Source organism: Paenibacillus sp. MAEPY2 (assembly GCF_000499205.1).
GTDB classification, from domain to species: domain Bacteria; phylum Bacillota; class Bacilli; order Paenibacillales; family Paenibacillaceae; genus Paenibacillus; species Paenibacillus vandeheii.
Map to the genome: position 1 here is coordinate 449,202 of NZ_AWUK01000010.1, position 18,033 is coordinate 467,234.

Annotated in this window: 14 protein-coding genes; 9 read left to right on the forward strand and 5 right to left on the reverse strand. The window is 49.2% G+C overall.

Going from position 1 to position 18,033, the window contains the following annotated elements; genetic code table 11:
* Window positions 1–121: 121 nt before the first annotated feature.
* From uxaC to P364_RS0109465, 4 genes are all read left to right on the forward strand, one after another.
* Entirely contained in the window at window positions 122–1,564 is a 1,443-nt protein-coding gene (gene uxaC / locus P364_RS0109450) for a glucuronate isomerase (protein WP_024629892.1), read from the forward strand.
* Window positions 1,565–1,764: 200 nt separating this feature from the next.
* Window positions 1,765–2,301: a MarR family winged helix-turn-helix transcriptional regulator gene (locus P364_RS0109455; protein WP_024629893.1), complete on the forward strand. Its 537-nt coding sequence runs from the start codon at window positions 1,765–1,767 to the stop codon at window positions 2,299–2,301.
* The gene (locus tag P364_RS0109460) at window positions 2,298–4,025 is read left to right on the forward strand and encodes an ABC transporter ATP-binding protein (protein WP_024629894.1); all 1,728 of its coding nucleotides are present in this window, start codon (window positions 2,298–2,300) and stop codon (window positions 4,023–4,025) included. The genes P364_RS0109455 and P364_RS0109460 overlap by 4 nt, the downstream gene beginning before the upstream one ends.
* Window positions 4,022–5,902 carry an ABC transporter ATP-binding protein gene (locus P364_RS0109465; RefSeq protein WP_024629895.1) on the forward strand — a complete coding sequence of 627 codons (1,881 nt, stop codon included), beginning with the start codon at window positions 4,022–4,024 and terminating at the stop codon, window positions 5,900–5,902. Before P364_RS0109460 ends, P364_RS0109465 begins: the two co-directional genes overlap by 4 nt.
* Before the next feature lie 314 nt (window positions 5,903–6,216).
* Here the strand turns inward: P364_RS0109465 and P364_RS0109470 are convergent, their stop codons facing one another.
* A complete protein-coding gene (locus P364_RS0109470; RefSeq protein WP_024629896.1) occupies window positions 6,217–6,822 on the reverse strand; it encodes a hypothetical protein in 606 nt (201 codons plus the stop codon).
* A 285-nt stretch (window positions 6,823–7,107) separates the two neighbouring features.
* Here P364_RS0109470 and P364_RS0109475 point away from each other — a divergent pair, with 285 nt between their 5' ends.
* Window positions 7,108–8,319, forward strand: coding sequence for a serpin family protein (locus P364_RS0109475; protein ID WP_024629897.1), 1,212 nt, complete (start codon window positions 7,108–7,110; stop codon window positions 8,317–8,319).
* Between the two features lie 149 nt (window positions 8,320–8,468).
* On the opposite strand, the gene P364_RS0109480 is transcribed toward P364_RS0109475, so the two are convergent.
* Both P364_RS0109480 and P364_RS0109485 read right to left on the reverse strand, forming a co-directional pair.
* Complete coding sequence (locus tag P364_RS0109480) at window positions 8,469–9,065, reverse strand: GNAT family N-acetyltransferase (RefSeq protein ID WP_024629898.1); 597 nt, start codon at window positions 9,063–9,065, stop codon at window positions 8,469–8,471.
* A gap of 81 nt (window positions 9,066–9,146) precedes the next feature.
* Window positions 9,147–9,770 carry a TetR/AcrR family transcriptional regulator gene (locus P364_RS0109485; protein ID WP_024629899.1) on the reverse strand — a complete coding sequence of 208 codons (624 nt, stop codon included), beginning with the start codon at window positions 9,768–9,770 and terminating at the stop codon, window positions 9,147–9,149.
* Between the two features lie 180 nt (window positions 9,771–9,950).
* On the opposite strand from P364_RS0109485, the gene P364_RS0109490 reads away from it, so the two are divergent.
* On the forward strand, window positions 9,951–12,182 hold the full coding sequence (locus P364_RS0109490) for an MMPL family transporter (protein ID WP_024629900.1): 2,232 nt from the start codon (window positions 9,951–9,953) through the stop codon (window positions 12,180–12,182).
* A 271-nt stretch (window positions 12,183–12,453) separates the two neighbouring features.
* Window positions 12,454–13,407 carry a nucleoside hydrolase gene (locus tag P364_RS0109495; protein ID WP_024629901.1) on the forward strand — a complete coding sequence of 318 codons (954 nt, stop codon included), beginning with the start codon at window positions 12,454–12,456 and terminating at the stop codon, window positions 13,405–13,407.
* 194 nt (window positions 13,408–13,601) lie between these two features.
* Here P364_RS0109495 and P364_RS36105 read toward each other — a convergent pair whose 3' ends face one another.
* Window positions 13,602–14,333 (reverse strand): DUF3105 domain-containing protein, encoded by a 732-nt coding sequence (locus tag P364_RS36105; RefSeq protein ID WP_161634227.1) that lies wholly within the window; start codon window positions 14,331–14,333, stop codon window positions 13,602–13,604.
* A 264-nt stretch (window positions 14,334–14,597) separates the two neighbouring features.
* Window positions 14,598–15,512: a zinc ribbon domain-containing protein gene (locus P364_RS0109505; RefSeq protein WP_024629903.1), complete on the reverse strand. Its 915-nt coding sequence runs from the start codon at window positions 15,510–15,512 to the stop codon at window positions 14,598–14,600.
* A gap of 304 nt (window positions 15,513–15,816) precedes the next feature.
* Between P364_RS0109505 and efeO the strand changes: the two genes are divergently transcribed.
* Both efeO and efeB read left to right on the forward strand, forming a co-directional pair.
* Window positions 15,817–16,713: an iron uptake system protein EfeO gene (efeO, locus tag P364_RS0109510; RefSeq protein WP_024629904.1), complete on the forward strand. Its 897-nt coding sequence runs from the start codon at window positions 15,817–15,819 to the stop codon at window positions 16,711–16,713.
* A 4-nt stretch (window positions 16,714–16,717) separates the two neighbouring features.
* Window positions 16,718–17,998 (forward strand): iron uptake transporter deferrochelatase/peroxidase subunit, encoded by a 1,281-nt coding sequence (gene efeB, locus P364_RS0109515; protein ID WP_024629905.1) that lies wholly within the window; start codon window positions 16,718–16,720, stop codon window positions 17,996–17,998.
* Window positions 17,999–18,033 lie beyond the last annotated feature (35 nt).

An 18,033-nucleotide genomic window follows, 5' to 3' on the forward strand; every position in this document is an offset into this window, starting at 1 on the left:
TCAACCTTTTGTGATAACGCTATCATTTTATATTGAACTTTGTGGGCAAACAGTGTAGCGTAAAGATTGGGAAGTGAACCCATATGAACGTAAACTCACCTAAAGGGAGCGTGCGAGGCGAATGAAATCTTTTCTGGATGAACAATTTTTACTGCATAATGAAACGGCGATCAAGTTATATGAAGATTATGCGAAAGACATGCCGATTATTGACTATCATTGCCATCTCAGTCCACAGGAAATCTACGAGAATAAGACCTTTGGCAATATTACAGAGGCTTGGTTATACGGTGATCACTACAAATGGCGGCTGATGCGCGCAAACGGAATTGAGGAGCAATACATTACGGGAGGAGAAGGCGTAACGGATTACGATCGTTTTCTGGCGTATGCCAAAACCGTACCCATGATGATTGGTAACCCGCTGTACGCGTGGTCTCATCTGGAATTACAGCGTTATTTCGGTGTCTATGAAGTGTTGAATGAGACGAGCGCCCCCGCCATCTGGGAAAAAGTAAATGCAAAATTGAACAGTGACGGATTCGGTTCACGTGATCTCATTACCAAATCCAATGTCACCGTGGTATGCACAACCGATGATCCATGTGATTCCTTGGAATATCACCTGAAGATTCAGGAGATTGAAGGATTTGATACGGCCGTACTGCCTTCATTCCGCCCAGATAAAGGGCTCGAATTGAACCGGGATACCTTCTCGGAATGGGTGGGCAAGCTATCACAGGCAGCTGGAACGGCGATCTCCGATTATGATTCATTCCTTGCTGCCCTTGAATCACGGGTGGAGTTCTTCCATTCTGTAGGTGGCAGAGTATCGGATCATGCACTGGATTATGTACCTTTCGGTGTGGCTACACAGGAGGAAGCTGGGGCTATATTTGCCAAGGCTCTCGCGGGGCAGAAGGTTAGCCGTGAAGAAGAGGACAAGTACAAGACGGTAACGTTGACTTTCCTCGGCAAACTGTATGCAGATCGTGGCTGGGTGATGCAGTTCCATATTAATGCTGCCCGCAACAATAACAGTCGGATGTTCGCCCAGCTTGGCCCGGATACCGGATATGATGCGGTGAATGATACGCCACTTTCCTCAGCCGTCATCGGCCTGCTGGATGCACTTGATCAGGAGCAGGCGTTACCAAAAACAATCCTGTATTCCCTGAATCCTCGGGACAATGAAGTGCTCGCAGCGATTATGGGCAGCTTCCAGGGCGGCGGCATTCCAGGCAAAATCCAGCTTGGTGCGGCCTGGTGGTTTAACGATACGAAGGACGGCATGCTGGCTCAAATGAAGGCGCTGGCGAATGTCGGTCTAATCAGCCGCTTTGTTGGCATGCTGACCGATTCCCGCAGTTTTCTCTCGTACACAAGACATGAGTATTTCCGCCGTCTGGTCTGCAACCTCATCGGTGAATGGGCCGAACAAGGCGAGGTACCGCATGATATGGAACTACTTGGACAGATCGTACAGGGCATTGCCTACAACAATGCGAAGGAGTATTTCCCTTTTGCATCCGCATTGAAAACGGTCTCTGCTTCGCAGTCCTGATTCGTCTATATTGGGTTCGAAACCGTGGCTTTCAAGTCACGGTTTTTTGGTGTGAATTTGTTGTTTGACTTTCAATTTGCACAGGAATATACTTAGTACACCTAATTAATTGATTGGCTATTTAATTGGAATGCTATTTAATAGATATCCTATGATGTTGGGTCTCTATGGAATGATAATAAAAAAAGGGGGGGACATCGATGACTGGTATAGATCCGGTTGCCCAGAAGCTTTTGTATTCCATCATGCAGTTTAATAAAGGCAAATGGAGACAGCATAAACCACACGGGCGCAATCATAATGAAATTATGGTTCTAGGCTGTTTGCTTCACGGCATGCATCCGGGAGAACGGTTGAACTGGAAGGACAATCCGCCTGATTTCAATGACACAATCCAATCGAATCATCCAGGAATGAAAGTATCGGAAATTAGTGCTTTATTGCGTGTGAAATCTCCGACGATTACGCCTGTCATTCGTGGGCTTGAGGATGAGGGACTGGTTAAGCGAACCATGGACCCGGAGGATCGCCGTGCAGTTCGGATTACGATTACTGAAGCAGGCCGTGAAATTATTCGGGCGGCTCATCAGGAGCGCATGGAGATTTTCAATAAGCTTGTTGAGCATCTGGGTGAGGAAGACAGTCTTCAATTAGCAGAGTTGTTAACCAAGGTGTACACCTTTTTTGATACACGAGTTTCTCAACAGACAGATACAGAAGGAGATGATAAGCCATGATGAAACTGTTTCGCATGCTTAAGCCATACCGAATCCCCATTTTCTTCATATTGGGTCTGGTCCTGTTACAGTCGTTAGCTGAACTGTATTTGCCGACCCTGATGGCGGATATCGTGAATCACGGCATAGTAAAAGGGGATGTGCCGTATATTTGGCAGATTGGCGGCTGGATGCTGTTGATTGCAATTGCAGGTACAGCCTGTTCCATAACAGCCAGTTATCTTTCTTCCCGTACAGCGGGCGGATTTGCCAAAAAACTGCGCAGCAGAGTGTTCCGCCATGTGGAGAACTTTTCACTGCAGGAATTTGATAAATTGGGTACAGCCTCGCTGATTACCCGTACCACAAATGATATTACACAGGTTCAGAACGTATTAACGATGATGCTGCGTATGATGGTTATGGCTCCAATGATGTGTATCGGTGGTATCTTCATGGCGGTATCCCAGGATGCCAAATTATCGACTATCTTCCTGGTTGTTTTGCCTGTGCTGGCGGGAGCCATTGCACTGATTGGTGCGAAGGGCCTGCCTTTGTTCAAACAAATTCAGAAAAAGCTGGACCGACTCAACCTGGTCCTGCGTGAGCAATTAACAGGGATTCGTGTCGTTCGTTCCTTTAATCGTGGGGAACATGAACGTGCCCGCTTTAATGGAGCCAATACGGATCTGCGGGACGTTTCCATTAAAGTGAATGTGCTCATGGCGACATTAATGCCTGTCATGATGCTGGTGATGAACTTTTCGATGATAGCCATCCTTTATTTCGGTGGACAGCGTATCGATAGCGGACATATGGATATTGGTTCACTGATTGCGTTTATTCAGTATGCGATGCAGATTATGTTCTCTCTCATTATGGTCTCCATTATCTTTGTCATGATTCCAAGAGCTTCAGCTTCGGCAGAGCGGATCAACGAAGTCTTGGATATGCAGCCGGATCTGAGTAACCCTGAGCAGCCTCGCAGCATGAGTGCATTGCAAGGTACGATCGAGTTCGATAACGTGACATTCCGTTACCCGGGTGCAGAAAATGCTGCGTTGTCAGGCATTTCATTTACGGCACGTCCAGGTGAGACCACGGCCATTATTGGGGGTACGGGCTCAGGGAAATCTACATTGCTCAGTCTGATCCCACGTTTCTATGATGTAACGGAGGGCAGTGTACGGTTGAATGGAACAGATGTCCGTGAGCTTCGGCAGGAAGATCTGCGGGCCAAAATCGGCTTTGTACCGCAAAAGGCGGTCCTTTTCACCGGAACAATTGCGGAGAATATCCGCCACGGGAAGGATGACGCTACGATGGAGGAAATTGTTCATGCCGCTCAAACGGCCCAGGCAGAGAACTTCATTACGGAAATGAAAGACGGTTACGACAGCGTCATTGCGCAGGGAGGCAACAACGTATCTGGTGGACAGAAGCAGCGTTTGTCCATTGCACGAGCACTTGTACGCCGTCCGGAAGTATATATTTTTGACGACAGCTTCTCGGCTCTCGATTTCAAAACGGATGCCAAGCTTCGTGCTGCCCTGAAGTCCGAAACGACGGAAGCAGCAGTGCTTATTGTGGCACAGCGCGTAAGTACGGTTATGAATGCCGATCGCATTCTGGTTATGGATGAAGGACGGATTGTCGGTTCAGGAACACATAAAGAGCTGCTGGAGCACAATGAAGTGTATCGCGAGATTGTATCCTCCCAGCTGACAGAGGAGGAGATCGCATGAGTGAACGTACAGAACGCAAGTCACCTCGTCCCCCTGGCGGACCGGGTCATCCGGGAGGCGGGATGGGCATGCGGCCTCCCGTGGAAAAAGCGAAGGATTTCAAAGGTACATTACGGCGCTTGATGCGGTATCTTCAGCCCCACAGCTATCGCTTGCTGGGTGTGCTGGTCGCAGCAATTCTAAGCACCGTGTTCAGCATCATCAGTCCGAAGGTCATGGCGGAAGGAACGGATATTCTAAGCCAAGGCGCTATTGCCATCCTTCGTGGTGTGCAGGGGGCCGGAATTGATTTTCCTGCGTTGATGAAAGTCTTGTATCTGCTGGTGGGGCTCTATCTGTTTAGTGCAGCTTTTATGTACGTTCAGCAGTACCTGATGGCTGGTGTAGCACAGCGAGTTGTGTATGACATGCGTGAGCAGATTAGTGCCAAGGTTGGGCGTCTGCCACTGAAATATTTTGACTCCCGTACCCACGGAGAAACATTAAGCCGGGCAACAAACGATGTGGACAATATCAGTAATACGCTCCAGCAAAGTTTGGCGCAGTTCATTACATCTGTCGTCACCATTGTCGGGGTTATCATCATGATGCTGACCATTAGTCCATGGATGACCCTCATTACCATTTTGACACTGCCGTTAAGTGTAGTTGTTGTTATGCTGGTGGCATCCCGTTCGCAAAAACACTTTGCCGGCCAGCAGAAATCACTTGGTGAATTGAATGGTCATGTTGAGGAAATGTACACCGGACACAAGGTGGTTAAAGCCTTTGGCCGGGAAGAACATTCGGTAGAGCAGTTCGAAAAAGTCAACGAAGAACTGTATGAGTCCGGTTGGAAAGCCCAGTTTATCTCGGGTATTATCATGCCGCTGATGACGTTTGTAGGTAACATTGGTTACGTGCTGATCTGTGTGGTAGGCGGGATCTTTGTTACGCGTGGTGCCATCTCCATCGGGGATATTCTTGCATTCACTCAGTACTCCCGTCAGTTCACGCAGCCGATTAACCAGATTGCCAACATCTCAAATATCATTCAATCCACGATCGCTTCGGCGGAGCGGGTATTTGAATTGCTGGATGAAGAGGAAGAGGTTCCAGAGTCTTCGAAACCAGTACAATTGCAGCGACCACAGGGTGCCGTTGCATTCCATGGTGTGAATTTTGGATATAAAGCGGATGAGTTACTCATTCAAAATATGAATATAGATGTGAAACCGGGTCAGACGGTAGCCATTGTTGGGCCGACTGGAGCGGGTAAAACCACGCTGATCAACCTCCTGATGCGTTTCTACGAAATTCAGGACGGCCAAATTACGATTGACGGCGTTAATATCGTGGACATGGAACGCGGCAAGCTGCGCAGCCTGTTTGGGATGGTGCTTCAGGACACCTGGCTGTTTAACGGAACGATCCGTGACAACATTGCCTACGGCCGAGAAGGCGCAACGGAAGAGGAAGTCATCAAGGCAGCCGATGCGGCCCATGCCGATCACTTTATTCGTACCTTGCCTGATGGATATGACACGGTGCTGAATGAAGAAGCATCGAACATTTCCCAGGGTCAGAAGCAATTGCTGACGATTGCAAGAGCGATTCTGGCGAATCCGGCCATTCTGATTCTGGATGAAGCGACGAGCAGTGTTGATACACGGACCGAAGTGTTCATCCAGAAAGCGATGAATGATCTGATGAAGGATCGCACCAGCTTTGTCATTGCCCACAGATTGTCCACCATTCGCGGAGCCGACCTGATTCTTGTCATGGATCATGGTAACGTAATTGAGCAGGGCAATCATGAGGAACTGATGGAGAAACAGGGCTTCTATGCTGATCTGTACAACAGTCAGTTTACGGAGCAACAGCCGCAGGCGATCTAATTGCAGTTGATGGTGAAATAGTAATAAAAAGCCGGGATACCCTGAGGGGTGCCCGGCTTTTTATCGTATGATGCAATGTACGGCGTCTCCCAACTCTAACGAATCGAGGACGGCTTATATTGGTGATTAGCGTGGAATGCCAAAGCTAACGAACTGGAGACACGCTAATTCGCAGAAGAGTAGTAAAAAAGCAGCGAAAGTCGCACCGAATGAGGAAATAAAGTGTCTGAGGTTCGTTACAACACTGGGATGGTGGAATTGGACGAAATAGAGCGTGCTCGTTTCGTTAGACGCTTATCCACTACTATCATAAATTATTTATTTATTTCTTGCTGATCGTCAGACTCCTTCGCAGGTACATCTGAGTTGTCGCCGGATGACGTCTTTACTTCCAGCTTTGCATCTTCGTCTGCTTCCTCAAGCGCAGAAGGTGCCGGCTCGCCCGGTATCAGTTCACGCTGCTCGATCATGCGTTTCACGACCTCATAACAGTCATCAACATGTTTGTTGCCGACATAACGCATGGCTGTGAAGCTGAGCGCGGCAGCCAATCCCTGCCCTGCAAACGGAACAAATTTGGCGACTGATTTGGTGGCTACGCGTATCCCGACTCTTTTCAGTACCTGTACCACCAATTCCTTGGTGACCATACGTCCGATGATTTTACTTCCGATGGACATGACGAATCCATAAATCATGGATTTGGTCTCAGGGTCCATACCATCGAGCTGCTTTTGAGATAATCCAAATTTATTATTTATGGCAGGCAATAGCTGCATGAGCATCCCCACATCGGCCAGTACGTCTGTACCAGGAAGAGGAACGAGTGTTGTACCAGCGGAAGCGGTAGCTCTCTTTTTGACCATGGTGCGGCATTCCTTGCGAACTTGCTCCAATTGTTCCAACGTTGCCGGAATCATAGGGAATCCCTCCATTCGTATATGGTATAGATATAACCGTTTTGAGTCGTTTTGAATGGTATTCTACAGTAGAATTTGGTGACCTTGGCATATGAGTGTAAAGTAACCTTTTTTCTCAACCGTACGTCTAGTAAAAAAAGGAAATAAATATCGCTATGACAGGTATCTGAGTATTACGGATGAGGGGGGATTACGATGCATACAAGGTTAGGAGCGCTACTGTTATTATGTTGTATATGTGGGCTAATCATTACAAGCTGTTCGGCAAAGGAGGACCCGAATAAGATGCAATTCAATTCGGATCAGGAGCTATCCGAGTCAGAACGAAATGCTGCTCTGAAAGAGATTGAGCCCGAAAGAATCCAAGCGATGAACACCATGGGGCTGCACATCCTTCAACAGATGAGCGCCAAAGAGAAGGGTGACGGAAATAATCTGCTGATCTCCCCTTACAGCATTGCGGCGGCGATTGGCATGGCCTATAACGGTAGCGTAGGTGAGACTAGGCAAGAGATGGCGGAGGTGATGGGTTGGTCGGGGCTAGAAATGGAGCGAGTGAATGCTTCTCAGGCTGCTTTACAGCAGTTGTTGGCCCATCCGGGAAATGGAATTGAGATTGGCATCGCCAACTCTATGTGGATGAAGGACGGAATTCCGGTAGAGGAAACGTATAAAACTACCATACAGCAAGCTTATGAAGCTGAGATCAGGACGTTGAATGGACAACCAACACAAGCAAAAGAAGAGATCAATCAATGGGTGAAGCAGCATACCGAAGGCATGATTTCAAACCTGATGCAGGAGCCGCCTGAAAAAGAATCTCTAATGATTCTGGTGAATGCTATTGCATTTGACGGCAACTGGATGGATGAGTTTGACCCGGAGTACACGACGGACGACGAGTTCAAGCTGGCAAATGGAAAGGCACTATCTGTGCCGATGATGCATCAAACGAAGCAGTTCCAATACTCGGAGAATGAGGATTGGCAGGCGGTTAGGCTGCCTTACGGAGATGGCCAGATGCATCTGCTCATTGTTTTGCCACAAGAGGGGCGTACCCTAGATGAAGTTCAACAGCAATTGCTGGATGCTCCGAAACGGTTGGATGCTGGCTCTGAATACAGACTGGTTGAGCTGTCCTTGCCGCGTTTTCGTGCGGAGTATGGCGTGAACCTGAGAGAAACGCTGCAACAGCTGGGCATGGAAATGGCCTTTGACCCTTATGCTGCTAATTTCACGGAAATGATTTCTCCCGGGCCGAACTTGCAGGCATTCATTGGTCAGATACAGCATCGCGCCGTGATGGAGGTTAACGAGCAAGGTACCGTAGCCGCTGCTGCAACAATGGTGGGAATGGAGGCTGGAAGTGCTCCGCCAACAGATCCGGTGAAGATGAATGTGAATCGTCCATTTATGGTCGCTGTAGTAGATGAGGCTACAGATGCATGGGTATTTGCAGGATCTATTTACAACCCGGACCCGCTTGAGGAGAATTAAGCGCAGCCCGAAGCATTCCTTCCAAATCGTTCTTTCACTTGAATATAAAGACACCCGCCGAGCCTCGATGCTGGCGGGTCATCTTTTCTAACCGGGGATGGTTGTTGATCCGCGGTTTTTTCTTTTTGAACAGGTAAATGGACTAATCGTTAGCTCTCCGCTACCTGATTGCTAGCAATACTGACGTGCCGTTCCCGGAATTCATCCTCAAGTATGCTCATCTGAATGGCATCGTGATATAGATGATTGTAATACAAGGCATCTCGCCGTACACCTTCGCGTTGAAATCCGAGCTTCTCATATGTACGAATCGCACGTGGATTGAAGGCATACACTTCAAGCTCGATTCGGTGCAGGTTGCAGATACCAAAGCCATAATCCAGCATAAGTAGCAAAGCCTCGCTTCCATAGCCTTTGCCTTGGTGTTCTGTGTTATCGATGGCGATCCGAATGTGTGCATTCCGATTTTTGGTATGCATGTCCATTAGGGCAATATCGCCGATGACCTGGTCATTATCCTGTAAGGCAATCAGCAGCATTAAGCGTGAGTCATCTTGCGCTGCGTTTTCAATGTGGCGTTCTACTTGAGGACGGGTGAAGCTGTTTTGTGTCCCAGTAAGTCTGCGCATCTCGGCGTCAAACAATCTGGGGAAATAGGCATCAACATCAGTCGATTCAAATGGGCGCAGATAGATGCGCTTCGTTTCCAACAGACGTGGGATGCGTGGGGATGTTGGTTGTGGCATGGGTATTCCTCCTATAGGTTCAAATCGCTGCCGAAAAGTTCGACTGGGTATCGCCGCATTGGCAAAGGCCTGGAAAGATGTTTACACCTTGTGAGCGGCTCCGTCCAAAAATAAAGCGACCAGCTCACGTGCCATATCGGCAATCGTTTCATGCATGTCGCGCACGCCTTCTCGATTTGCCAGCATCAGCAAGGACGTGAATGCGTGAGCAAGCAGCATGGGATTGGCAGAACGTAAATATCCGCTATCCATCTCCCGTTTGAAGTGGGTGGCGAGGACTTCATAGATGCGGACCTCGGCTTCCCGGATCTGGGCCAGCTGATCTGCATCCAGATACATATTGGCTTCACGCATCATGGTCTCGGTATCGACGTGGGATTGCTGCATCCGTCCTTCCGCGACTTTCTCCAGCCTCTCTTGCAATGTACCAGGTGCATCCATACGAAGAGCTGTTTGCTGCATGCCCATGGCCATCATGCTGGTGATGGCGACGGTGAATAACTGTGGTTTGCTGGAAAAATGATAATAGATCGATGCCTTGGTCACACCGCATAGCGAGGCAATTTGCTGAAGGGAGACGGGTTCATATCCGTATTCCATAAATATCCGCGAGGCGGTCATCAAAATTTTTGACTGAGCTGATGCCTGATCGGCACCGGCTTTGGGCCTGCCCGGCGAGCGGGGAGGGTTTGTTTTATTGCTCATGGCTGCATACCTCTTCACTTATTCATGTTGGCTGTACAAAAGTGTTCACAAAATTAGTATTTGCAATATTAACCTTCCGGTATATATAATTAAATCAATTATACTATGACCCGTGGTTCATTTCTATATTTATCACATAAAAACGGCTTCATAGAACCAGAATAGGGAGATGAAGAGACAATGCAAGAAGGTTCGGGCTACGGCCGCTGGGTTGCCGGCAAACGAAGCAAATGGATTACACTGTTGGTATGGATCATCATCGCGGTTGTTCTTGGTGTGGTGTGGCCTGCAGTAGGTGACCGTGAAACGAATAACGCGCAGGATCTGAGTGATTCCAAGCCATCGGTGCAGGCGGCAGCAGTTGCCCAGAAAGAATTTCCCGGAGGCGAAGGCGTTCCCGCGCTCATCGTATGGCGTCAAGCTGGTGGGCTGACGGATGAACAAATTGGGAACATTCAGGCGTTAACTGAGCGACTGGATCAGGATCCGGTCGAGCAGCAGCAATCTGTGGTACCTCTATATCAAATGCCGCCACAGGCTCTGAAAGGTCAGCTTTCGGAAGATGGAAGCACCTTGGTTATGCCGCTCTTTTTTAATAAGGAAGCTGATTCGTCACAGTTGAAGGAAGGCATTGAAGCGCTGGAGCAGAAAACGAAAGACATTTTCGGTTCCGACCCATTTGACGTTGCCATCGATGATGCCAGCGCACTAAGTGCACGGGTCACGGGTCCGGTTGGGATATCGATTGATGCGAGCGGACTGTTCTCATCCGCGGATGTATCCCTGCTGATTGCAACCGTTGTGCTGGTACTTGTGCTGTTGCTGTTGATCTACCGTTCGCCTGTACTGGCGATTATCCCGATTATTGCAGTTGGGTTCGCCTATATGGTCACCAGTCCGATTCTCGGATTTATGGCGGATCAGGGCTGGATTACAGTGGACGCGCAGTCCATTTCTATTATGACGGTATTGTTGTTCGGCGCAGGAACGGACTACTGCCTGTTCATGATCTCCAGATTCCGTCAAATTCTCTATCATGAGCCGGATAAAAAGAAAGCACTCTTCCAGGCGATTACCGGATCGTCCGGTGCAATTGCCATGAGTGGATTTACAGTTGTAGCAGCGCTGCTGGTGCTGCTGTTCGCTGAATACGGTGCGTATCACCGTTTTGCCGTACCATTCAGTTTATCCATCTTCATCATGTTTATTGCGAGTCTGACCCTGGTTCCGGCATTGCTGGCGATCTTCGGTCGGGGTTCCTTCTACCCGTTTGTACCGCGTACACACGACATGGAAGTGGAGCGTGCCAAGAAAAAAGGCAAACCGGCTCCTGCACCGCGCAAAATCAAGGAAAGCTGGATTGGCCGTACGGTGGTAACCAAACCTTGGACAGTACTTGCGATTACGCTGGTGTTGTTGGGTGGACTGGCTGCTTTCTCTAGCCAAATCAAATTCACGTATGACTTGCTATCGTCCTTCCCCGAGAATGTGTCTTCTCGCGAAGGCTTCAAGGTCATTGGGGAACAGTTCTCGGAAGGTGAATTGGCTCCTGCCAAAGTAATTATCGACACTGAGGGCAAAGAAACCGATCTGAAACAGCGTCTGGAATCGCTGGATTATGTAAGCAAGGTAGGTGAAGCGCAGCAGGGTGCTGAGAATGCGAACATCACTGCTTACGATGTAGAGTTCAATCTCAATCCATATTCCATGGAAGCGATGCAGCATATCCCGGATCTGCGGGCAACGGCTGAACAAGCGTTAACAGATGCAGGAATTACAGGTGTGGACAGCCATGTCTGGATCGACGGTCAGACGGCTGAGCAGTATGATATCGAAGTCACCGGAGAGCGGGATGCAAGCATCATTATTCCGGTCGTAATTGGGATGATCACGTTGCTGCTCCTGTTATATTTGCGCTCGGTTGTAGCGACGGCGTATCTGATTGCCACAGTAGTCCTGTCCTACTTCTCCGCGCTGGGTCTGGGTTGGCTCATTATTCACTACGGACTGGGGGCAGACGCCATTCAGGGAGCGATTCCGCTGTATTCCTTCGTATTCCTCGTGGCCCTGGGTGAGGACTATAACATCTTCATGATCTCAAGCATCTGGCAAAAACGCAAAACGATGCCCCTTCGCCAAGCGATCAAGGAAGGTGTGGGCGAAACCGGGTCTGTTATTACTTCCGCAGGTCTGATTCTTGCAGGTACGTTTGCCGTACTGGCAACACTGCCGATTCAGGTGCTGGTGCAATTCGGTATCATCACGGCTGCGGGTGTCTTGCTCGATACGTTCCTCGTTCGACCATTTATGGTGCCTGCAATTACAGCTTTACTGGGCAAATGGGCTTTCTGGCCAGGCAAATATGCGCCTGTAGCAGAGAAGGCCAAAGAAAAACAAAATCAATCCATGTAATCAATGGATGGATTCAGACAAGGACAGTGAGGCCACAAGCCTGCTGTCCTTGTCTTTTTACCATTTTCAATAGTTAGGTGGGGCAGCGAGGTCTGAGATGGAAGGTTAAACTGTAAAATATCCGTAGAATCAGGCGTGTTTCCTGCTTTCTTTGCGTGTGGAAGGTTTACGTAGCCAAGGGTTATGGGACATAATAGAGGTAACGTCAGCCACAGGCAGACGGACGGGATGAACATCAATGGGACAACCAGGGGGAAGGATGAAAACTAGCATGACGAATCAACTTAATGTGTATTTTAACCATGATGGCGGCGTGGATGACCTCGTATCGCTGTTCATGCTTCTGCAAATGGACAATGTAAATGTAACCGGTGTATCGGTTATTCCGGCAGACGGATATCTGGAGCCAGCTACAGATGCCAGCCGTAAAATTATCGATCGCTTCGGCACATATTCCGTAGAGGTATCAAAATCCAACTCCAGAGGGAAAAATCCATTTCCTGCGGCGTGGAGATTGCACTCCTTCTATGTAGATGCACTTCCAGTACTGAATGAATCCGGCAAAATGGACGCTCCTCTGTCTGCCGTTCCGGCTCATCAGCATCTGATTGAGAAAGTGCGCAGCACCGAAGGCAAAACGCTGCTTCTGTTCACAGGACCGCTGACGGACCTCGCGCGTGCACTGGACGAAGCACCAGACATTGAAGAGAAAATCGACAAGCTGGTGTGGATGGGTGGCACGTTCGAAAGAGGGAATGTCGAAGAGCCTGAGCATGATGGTACAGCAGAATGGAACGTATTCTGGGACCCGGAAGCGGCTTACCGTGTATGGCAGAGCGGCATCCAGATTGATCTGGTTGCGCTGGAAAGTACGAATAAAGTACCTCTGACACCTGCTGTGCGTAACCGTTGGGCTGCAGAGCGTCGCTTCGAAGGCGTGGACTTCCTGGGTAACTGTTACGCAGGATGCCCGCCACTGGTGTACAGTGAAACGAATTCCACATACTACCTGTGGGATGTGCTGACTACAGCTTCGGTTGGGCGTGAGGACATCGTGAAGAAGAAAACGGTGAACTGTATCGTTATCCCGGATGGTCCAAGCCAAGGCCGTACAGTGGAACAAGCAGACGGACGTCCAGTACAGCTCGTGTATGATACTGATCCGGAAGCGTTCTTCACGTACATGACGGATTTGGGCAAAAAAGCTGCTCCGCAGCGCTACTAATTCAGGCAGCCGCGAGGCCAGCCTCCATGAAGCTGGCAACAAAATAAAGCCGCAGGCAGAGTAGCCGGGGATACCCCGGTTTCCGCCATGCGGCTTTGTTGATGTTACCCTGGTGCCTATTAACTCGCCCCGCTCTACAACGAGATGGGTGATTTTCTCGTGTTCAATGTTGAAGCAATCAGCGGAAGTGCTCGTTACATCGTTCCACCGCCCTGACGAATGGAGGCAGGGATTTTCTCAGGCCCCTGATTAATATATTTATTAATAAAAGTGCCTACTTTGGCATCATCGAATTGGTCCAGCTTCATAGTTTTGGTCCATGCCGTCACAACGACCTCACTGTCCTCGGGGATGTCCTTGTTCGGGACAGCGAGGATACCTGATCCAGCTTTGCGGAACTTGGCAATATATTTCAGATGCTCCTTCAGTTCATCACTTGCGTTCTCACGGTAATATATGATGATATCACCGTGTTCCAGATTATGTACCAGATAAGGATAGCCGGGGAAATCGGTGTAAAATCCAAACTTGATATCATGCGGGTTATGAGGTCCAGACGTCGGGATGGTCATCTCATATTGAATCGGTTCTTCCGTATGATCGGCTCCATAGTATTTATCGTCTGTCACGTCGATCGCAGCACCAGCATTCAGTTCTGCTACATCATACTTGGTAAGTGCGCCCTGCATGAAGAAAAGGGACAATGCAATGATCGACACTCCGAGTAGTGCATGTGCAGCCAGGCGGATGGAGCGGGTTTTCTTTTTTATCACAGCTCGTTCATTCTTCTTCATATGTGCCAGTACAGACTTCTGGGTGCGTGAAGACCGGATATAAGCTGCGATGGAGAGCAATAGAACGACTGCACCAACGATAAGCCAAAGGTAGGATGTACCTGCCTCGTGCTCCATTTGCATATGATTCATATCCATTTTCTCTGCCTTTCTTAGTAAAATTGGATGAATATAACACTACATAGTGTAGTGTTTGTGGCAATAGTAAAGGTAATAGTCCGTGTGAGTATGGAGTGTTTCTTGCCTCCGATCCTTACGTAAAAAAGAACATACCTTTTACACTACACATTATAGTGTATAAAACACAACGAGTGCAATCTGCGACGGTGTAAACACAAAAAAGACCCTCCTTGTAAAAGCAGGGAGAGTCTTCGCCAAAGCTTTTTGAACTAGATACTACATACGACCGTATGGAGAAAACATCAGGCTAATCAATCCAATGATCGTACTGCCGAGCAAGCGAGAAAGCATATAAAACAATACAACATTGGCAATCAGCACGCTGTACATGCTGTCGATGGCTGCCTTGGTACGATTCAGCGGATACTGGAACAGCACCGCGTTAAGAGATACAAAGATAATTACATATGAAACAACAAGGAAGAAGATGGCGATGGAATACGAGATAACAATAAATAGGTTCGCCAGAACAAGCGACGCTATAGCAGGTACGAGTAATGTACCGAACTGGGCAACCAGTATTTTGGGACGAAACGTTATTTTTTCAATCTTCAATATGGCATAGATCAATGCGACAGCTACGACCAGAGAAATGGCGGTGAACAGCAACGGTCTGATAAACCCGCCAATGAACAATCCGTCCATTTCCATCCGGCTAAATGTGATCAAAAAGTATGTAGAGGATAGAACTGCGATCAGAGCCATCGTGATCCAACCATTAAGTGAATGCTGTTCTCCAACGGTTTTCATGGTTTGATAAGGACGGGTGAGAACGCTAAGGAAATAGGATAGATACTGTTTGCTTACTTCTTTGGCTTGCTGAACTTTCTCATTTTGTACGATGTTGTTCCACTGATTGGTGTTATTGTCTTCCGAAGACGTATGGCTGTCTGTGCTGGAAGAGTCAGATACGTGCTGTACATGTCTGGGAGGAGAAGGTGTGCTGGATGAAACGGGAGTATGGGACGGTGTCGCCTGTGTGCTGGACCAACGGGTATATTCAGGTTCGGCAGCAGCAGAATGTTGATCCTGAGCGGTATTTGTATTAGGGGAGGAAGGGGTTAGATTAGAGCCGCACCTCTCGCAAAAACTGGCATTTCCATTTTCATGATTACATACTGGGCATTTCATGACATGAGCCTCCAATTTCATTAATTAAGATCATAATAGACATTTTGTCTCATTTTAACGGTTGATGACGAAGTTTGTCTATGTTTCAAAGGAAATAGTATCCGGTATTTACCACATGAGTATGCGGCTAAACCGGTCCCTTATTTTCATATTGACATAAGTATACGCTGGAATTATGATGTCATTACCGAAATTGATAATCATTATCATAAAATGAACGTTAATCCAAGCTTTGTACTCATCGACATAATATGTGCGGTGTACGTACAGGCAAATCAGTTTAACCAATAGGGAGTGTATCGTGTTGAAAAAAATATTGGCATTGCCGGTCGTTGTGCTGGCAACTTCGGTTTTACTCGCTGCTTGCGGCAACAATGAAGCAGCTTCGGACAAGCAGGCAGAAGCGCCTGTTGCTCAAAGCGGAAATCAAACTTCCACAGAAACTGCAGTTGCAGCAGATCAGGAAGCGTCCGGGAACGATTATACAACCGCAGTGGATGGCTACCGCGCATTTGCAATCGAGCAGATTGATGAATTCGTGAAGCAAACGGAGAAGTTCACGGATGCAGTGAAAGCCGGTGATCTGGAGACTGCCAAATCATTATATGCACCAGCTCGTATGTATTATGAACGAATTGAACCGGTAGCCGAGGCGCTTGGGGATCTGGACCCGAATATCGATGCGCGTGACGGAGATGTGGAGGCAGCCGATTGGCGCGGATTCCACCGGATTGAGAAAGCACTTTGGGAAGATAAGACGACCGAAGGCATGACTGACTTTGCGGATAGCTTGTTGAGTGATGCGAAGCTGCTGCGTGCCAAAGTCGAGACGATGGACATTGATGCAAGCCTGATGGTAACGGGTGCGGTAGAACTGCTGAATGAGGTTTCCTCCAGCAAGGTAACCGGTGAAGAGGAACGTTATTCCCATACGGATCTGTATGATTTTGCAGCAAATGTAGAGGGAGCACGCGAGATTTATAACCTGCTCAAGGATGATCTGGCTGCCCAGGACAAAGATCTGAATCAACAGATTGCGGACCGATTCGATGCGCTCGAGAAAGAGCTTGCTCCATTCAAGGATGGAGACGGGTATGTTTCCTATGAGAAGCTGAAGGATGAGGACGTGAAAAAACTGAGCCAGAACCTGGATGCATTGGCCGAGCCACTGTCGAACATGGGACAGGTACTGGGAGTGTAGAACGATGACTGAGCAGAAAAAGGATTCGCTGAAAAAGCCGTTGTCACGGCGTGAAATGCTAAAGCTGACCGGCGTGGCCGGGCTGGGTCTGCTCTTGGGTGGAGGCGGTGCCAGCTGTCTGATGGCGCTGGGCCGCAAAAGCAGTCCGGCGACATTGGGTGTGGACGTGAACACGCCGGACAAGGCACTGCCCTTCTATGGCAAGCACCAGGCGGGCATTATTACCCCGGCTCAGGATTTCATCTGCTTTGCCGCCTTTGATGTAACGGCGGGAAGTGCGGATGATCTTCGCCGCCTGTTCAAGAACTGGACGGCGGCTGCCGCTGCCATGGCCGCCGGAGAGATGATCGGCGAACATAATACAACGCTGAATACGCCGCCCACCGATACGGGTGAAGCGGCAGGCCTGACACCGTCACGAACTACGTTGACGTTTGGTGTGGGGCCCTCTTTGTTTGACGGGCGCTTCGGGCTGCAGGGCCGGAAGCCCAAGGGCCTGCGCGATCTCCCGGCATTCACCGGAGATGCGCTGGACCCGCAGTGGTGTGGTGGCGACCTGTGCGTACAAGTCTGCGCAGACGATATGCAGGTCGCCTTCCATGCCATCCGCAATCTCGCGCGCATCGCTCGCGGGCATGCGGTATTGCGCTGGACGCAGGAAGGCTTCCAGCGCACGGGCCGAGCTGACCCTGCGGGTGGAACACCGCGCAACTTGCTCGGCTTCAAGGACGGCACCGGCAATCCGGATACAACGGATGCGGTGCTGATGGACCAGACCGTCTGGGCGCAGCCGGCTGACGGTCCGGGGTGGATGGCCGGCGGCAGCTACATGGCAGTCCGCCGGGTTCGCATGCGTGTGGAGGTGTGGGACCGCTCCACACTGAAAGATCAGGAGGCGACTTTTGGACGCCACCGGGACAGCGGAGCGCCGCTCGGCAGCCGCGGCGAGTTCGATCCGGTAGATCTGAAGGCCAAGTCCGCAGATGGACAGCCTGTCATTCCGGCAACGTCACATCTGCGTCTAGCGAAGGGTGACGGCAGCCAGCAGATTTTACGCCGCTCCTACTCGTATTCGAGTGGACTCGATGCCAAGACCGGACAGCTGGATGCAGGTTTGCTGTTCATTAGCTATCAACGGGATCTGGAGAAGCAGTTTATTCCGATTCAGGAACGACTGGCAAAGAACGATAAGCTGAACGAATATACCGTGCACACAGGGAGTGCTGTATTTGCCTGTTTCCCTGGGACTACCAATGGCGGATATATTGGGGACACCTTGATCTAATAAATAGCTATATAGATTGAACTAAACATTTACAC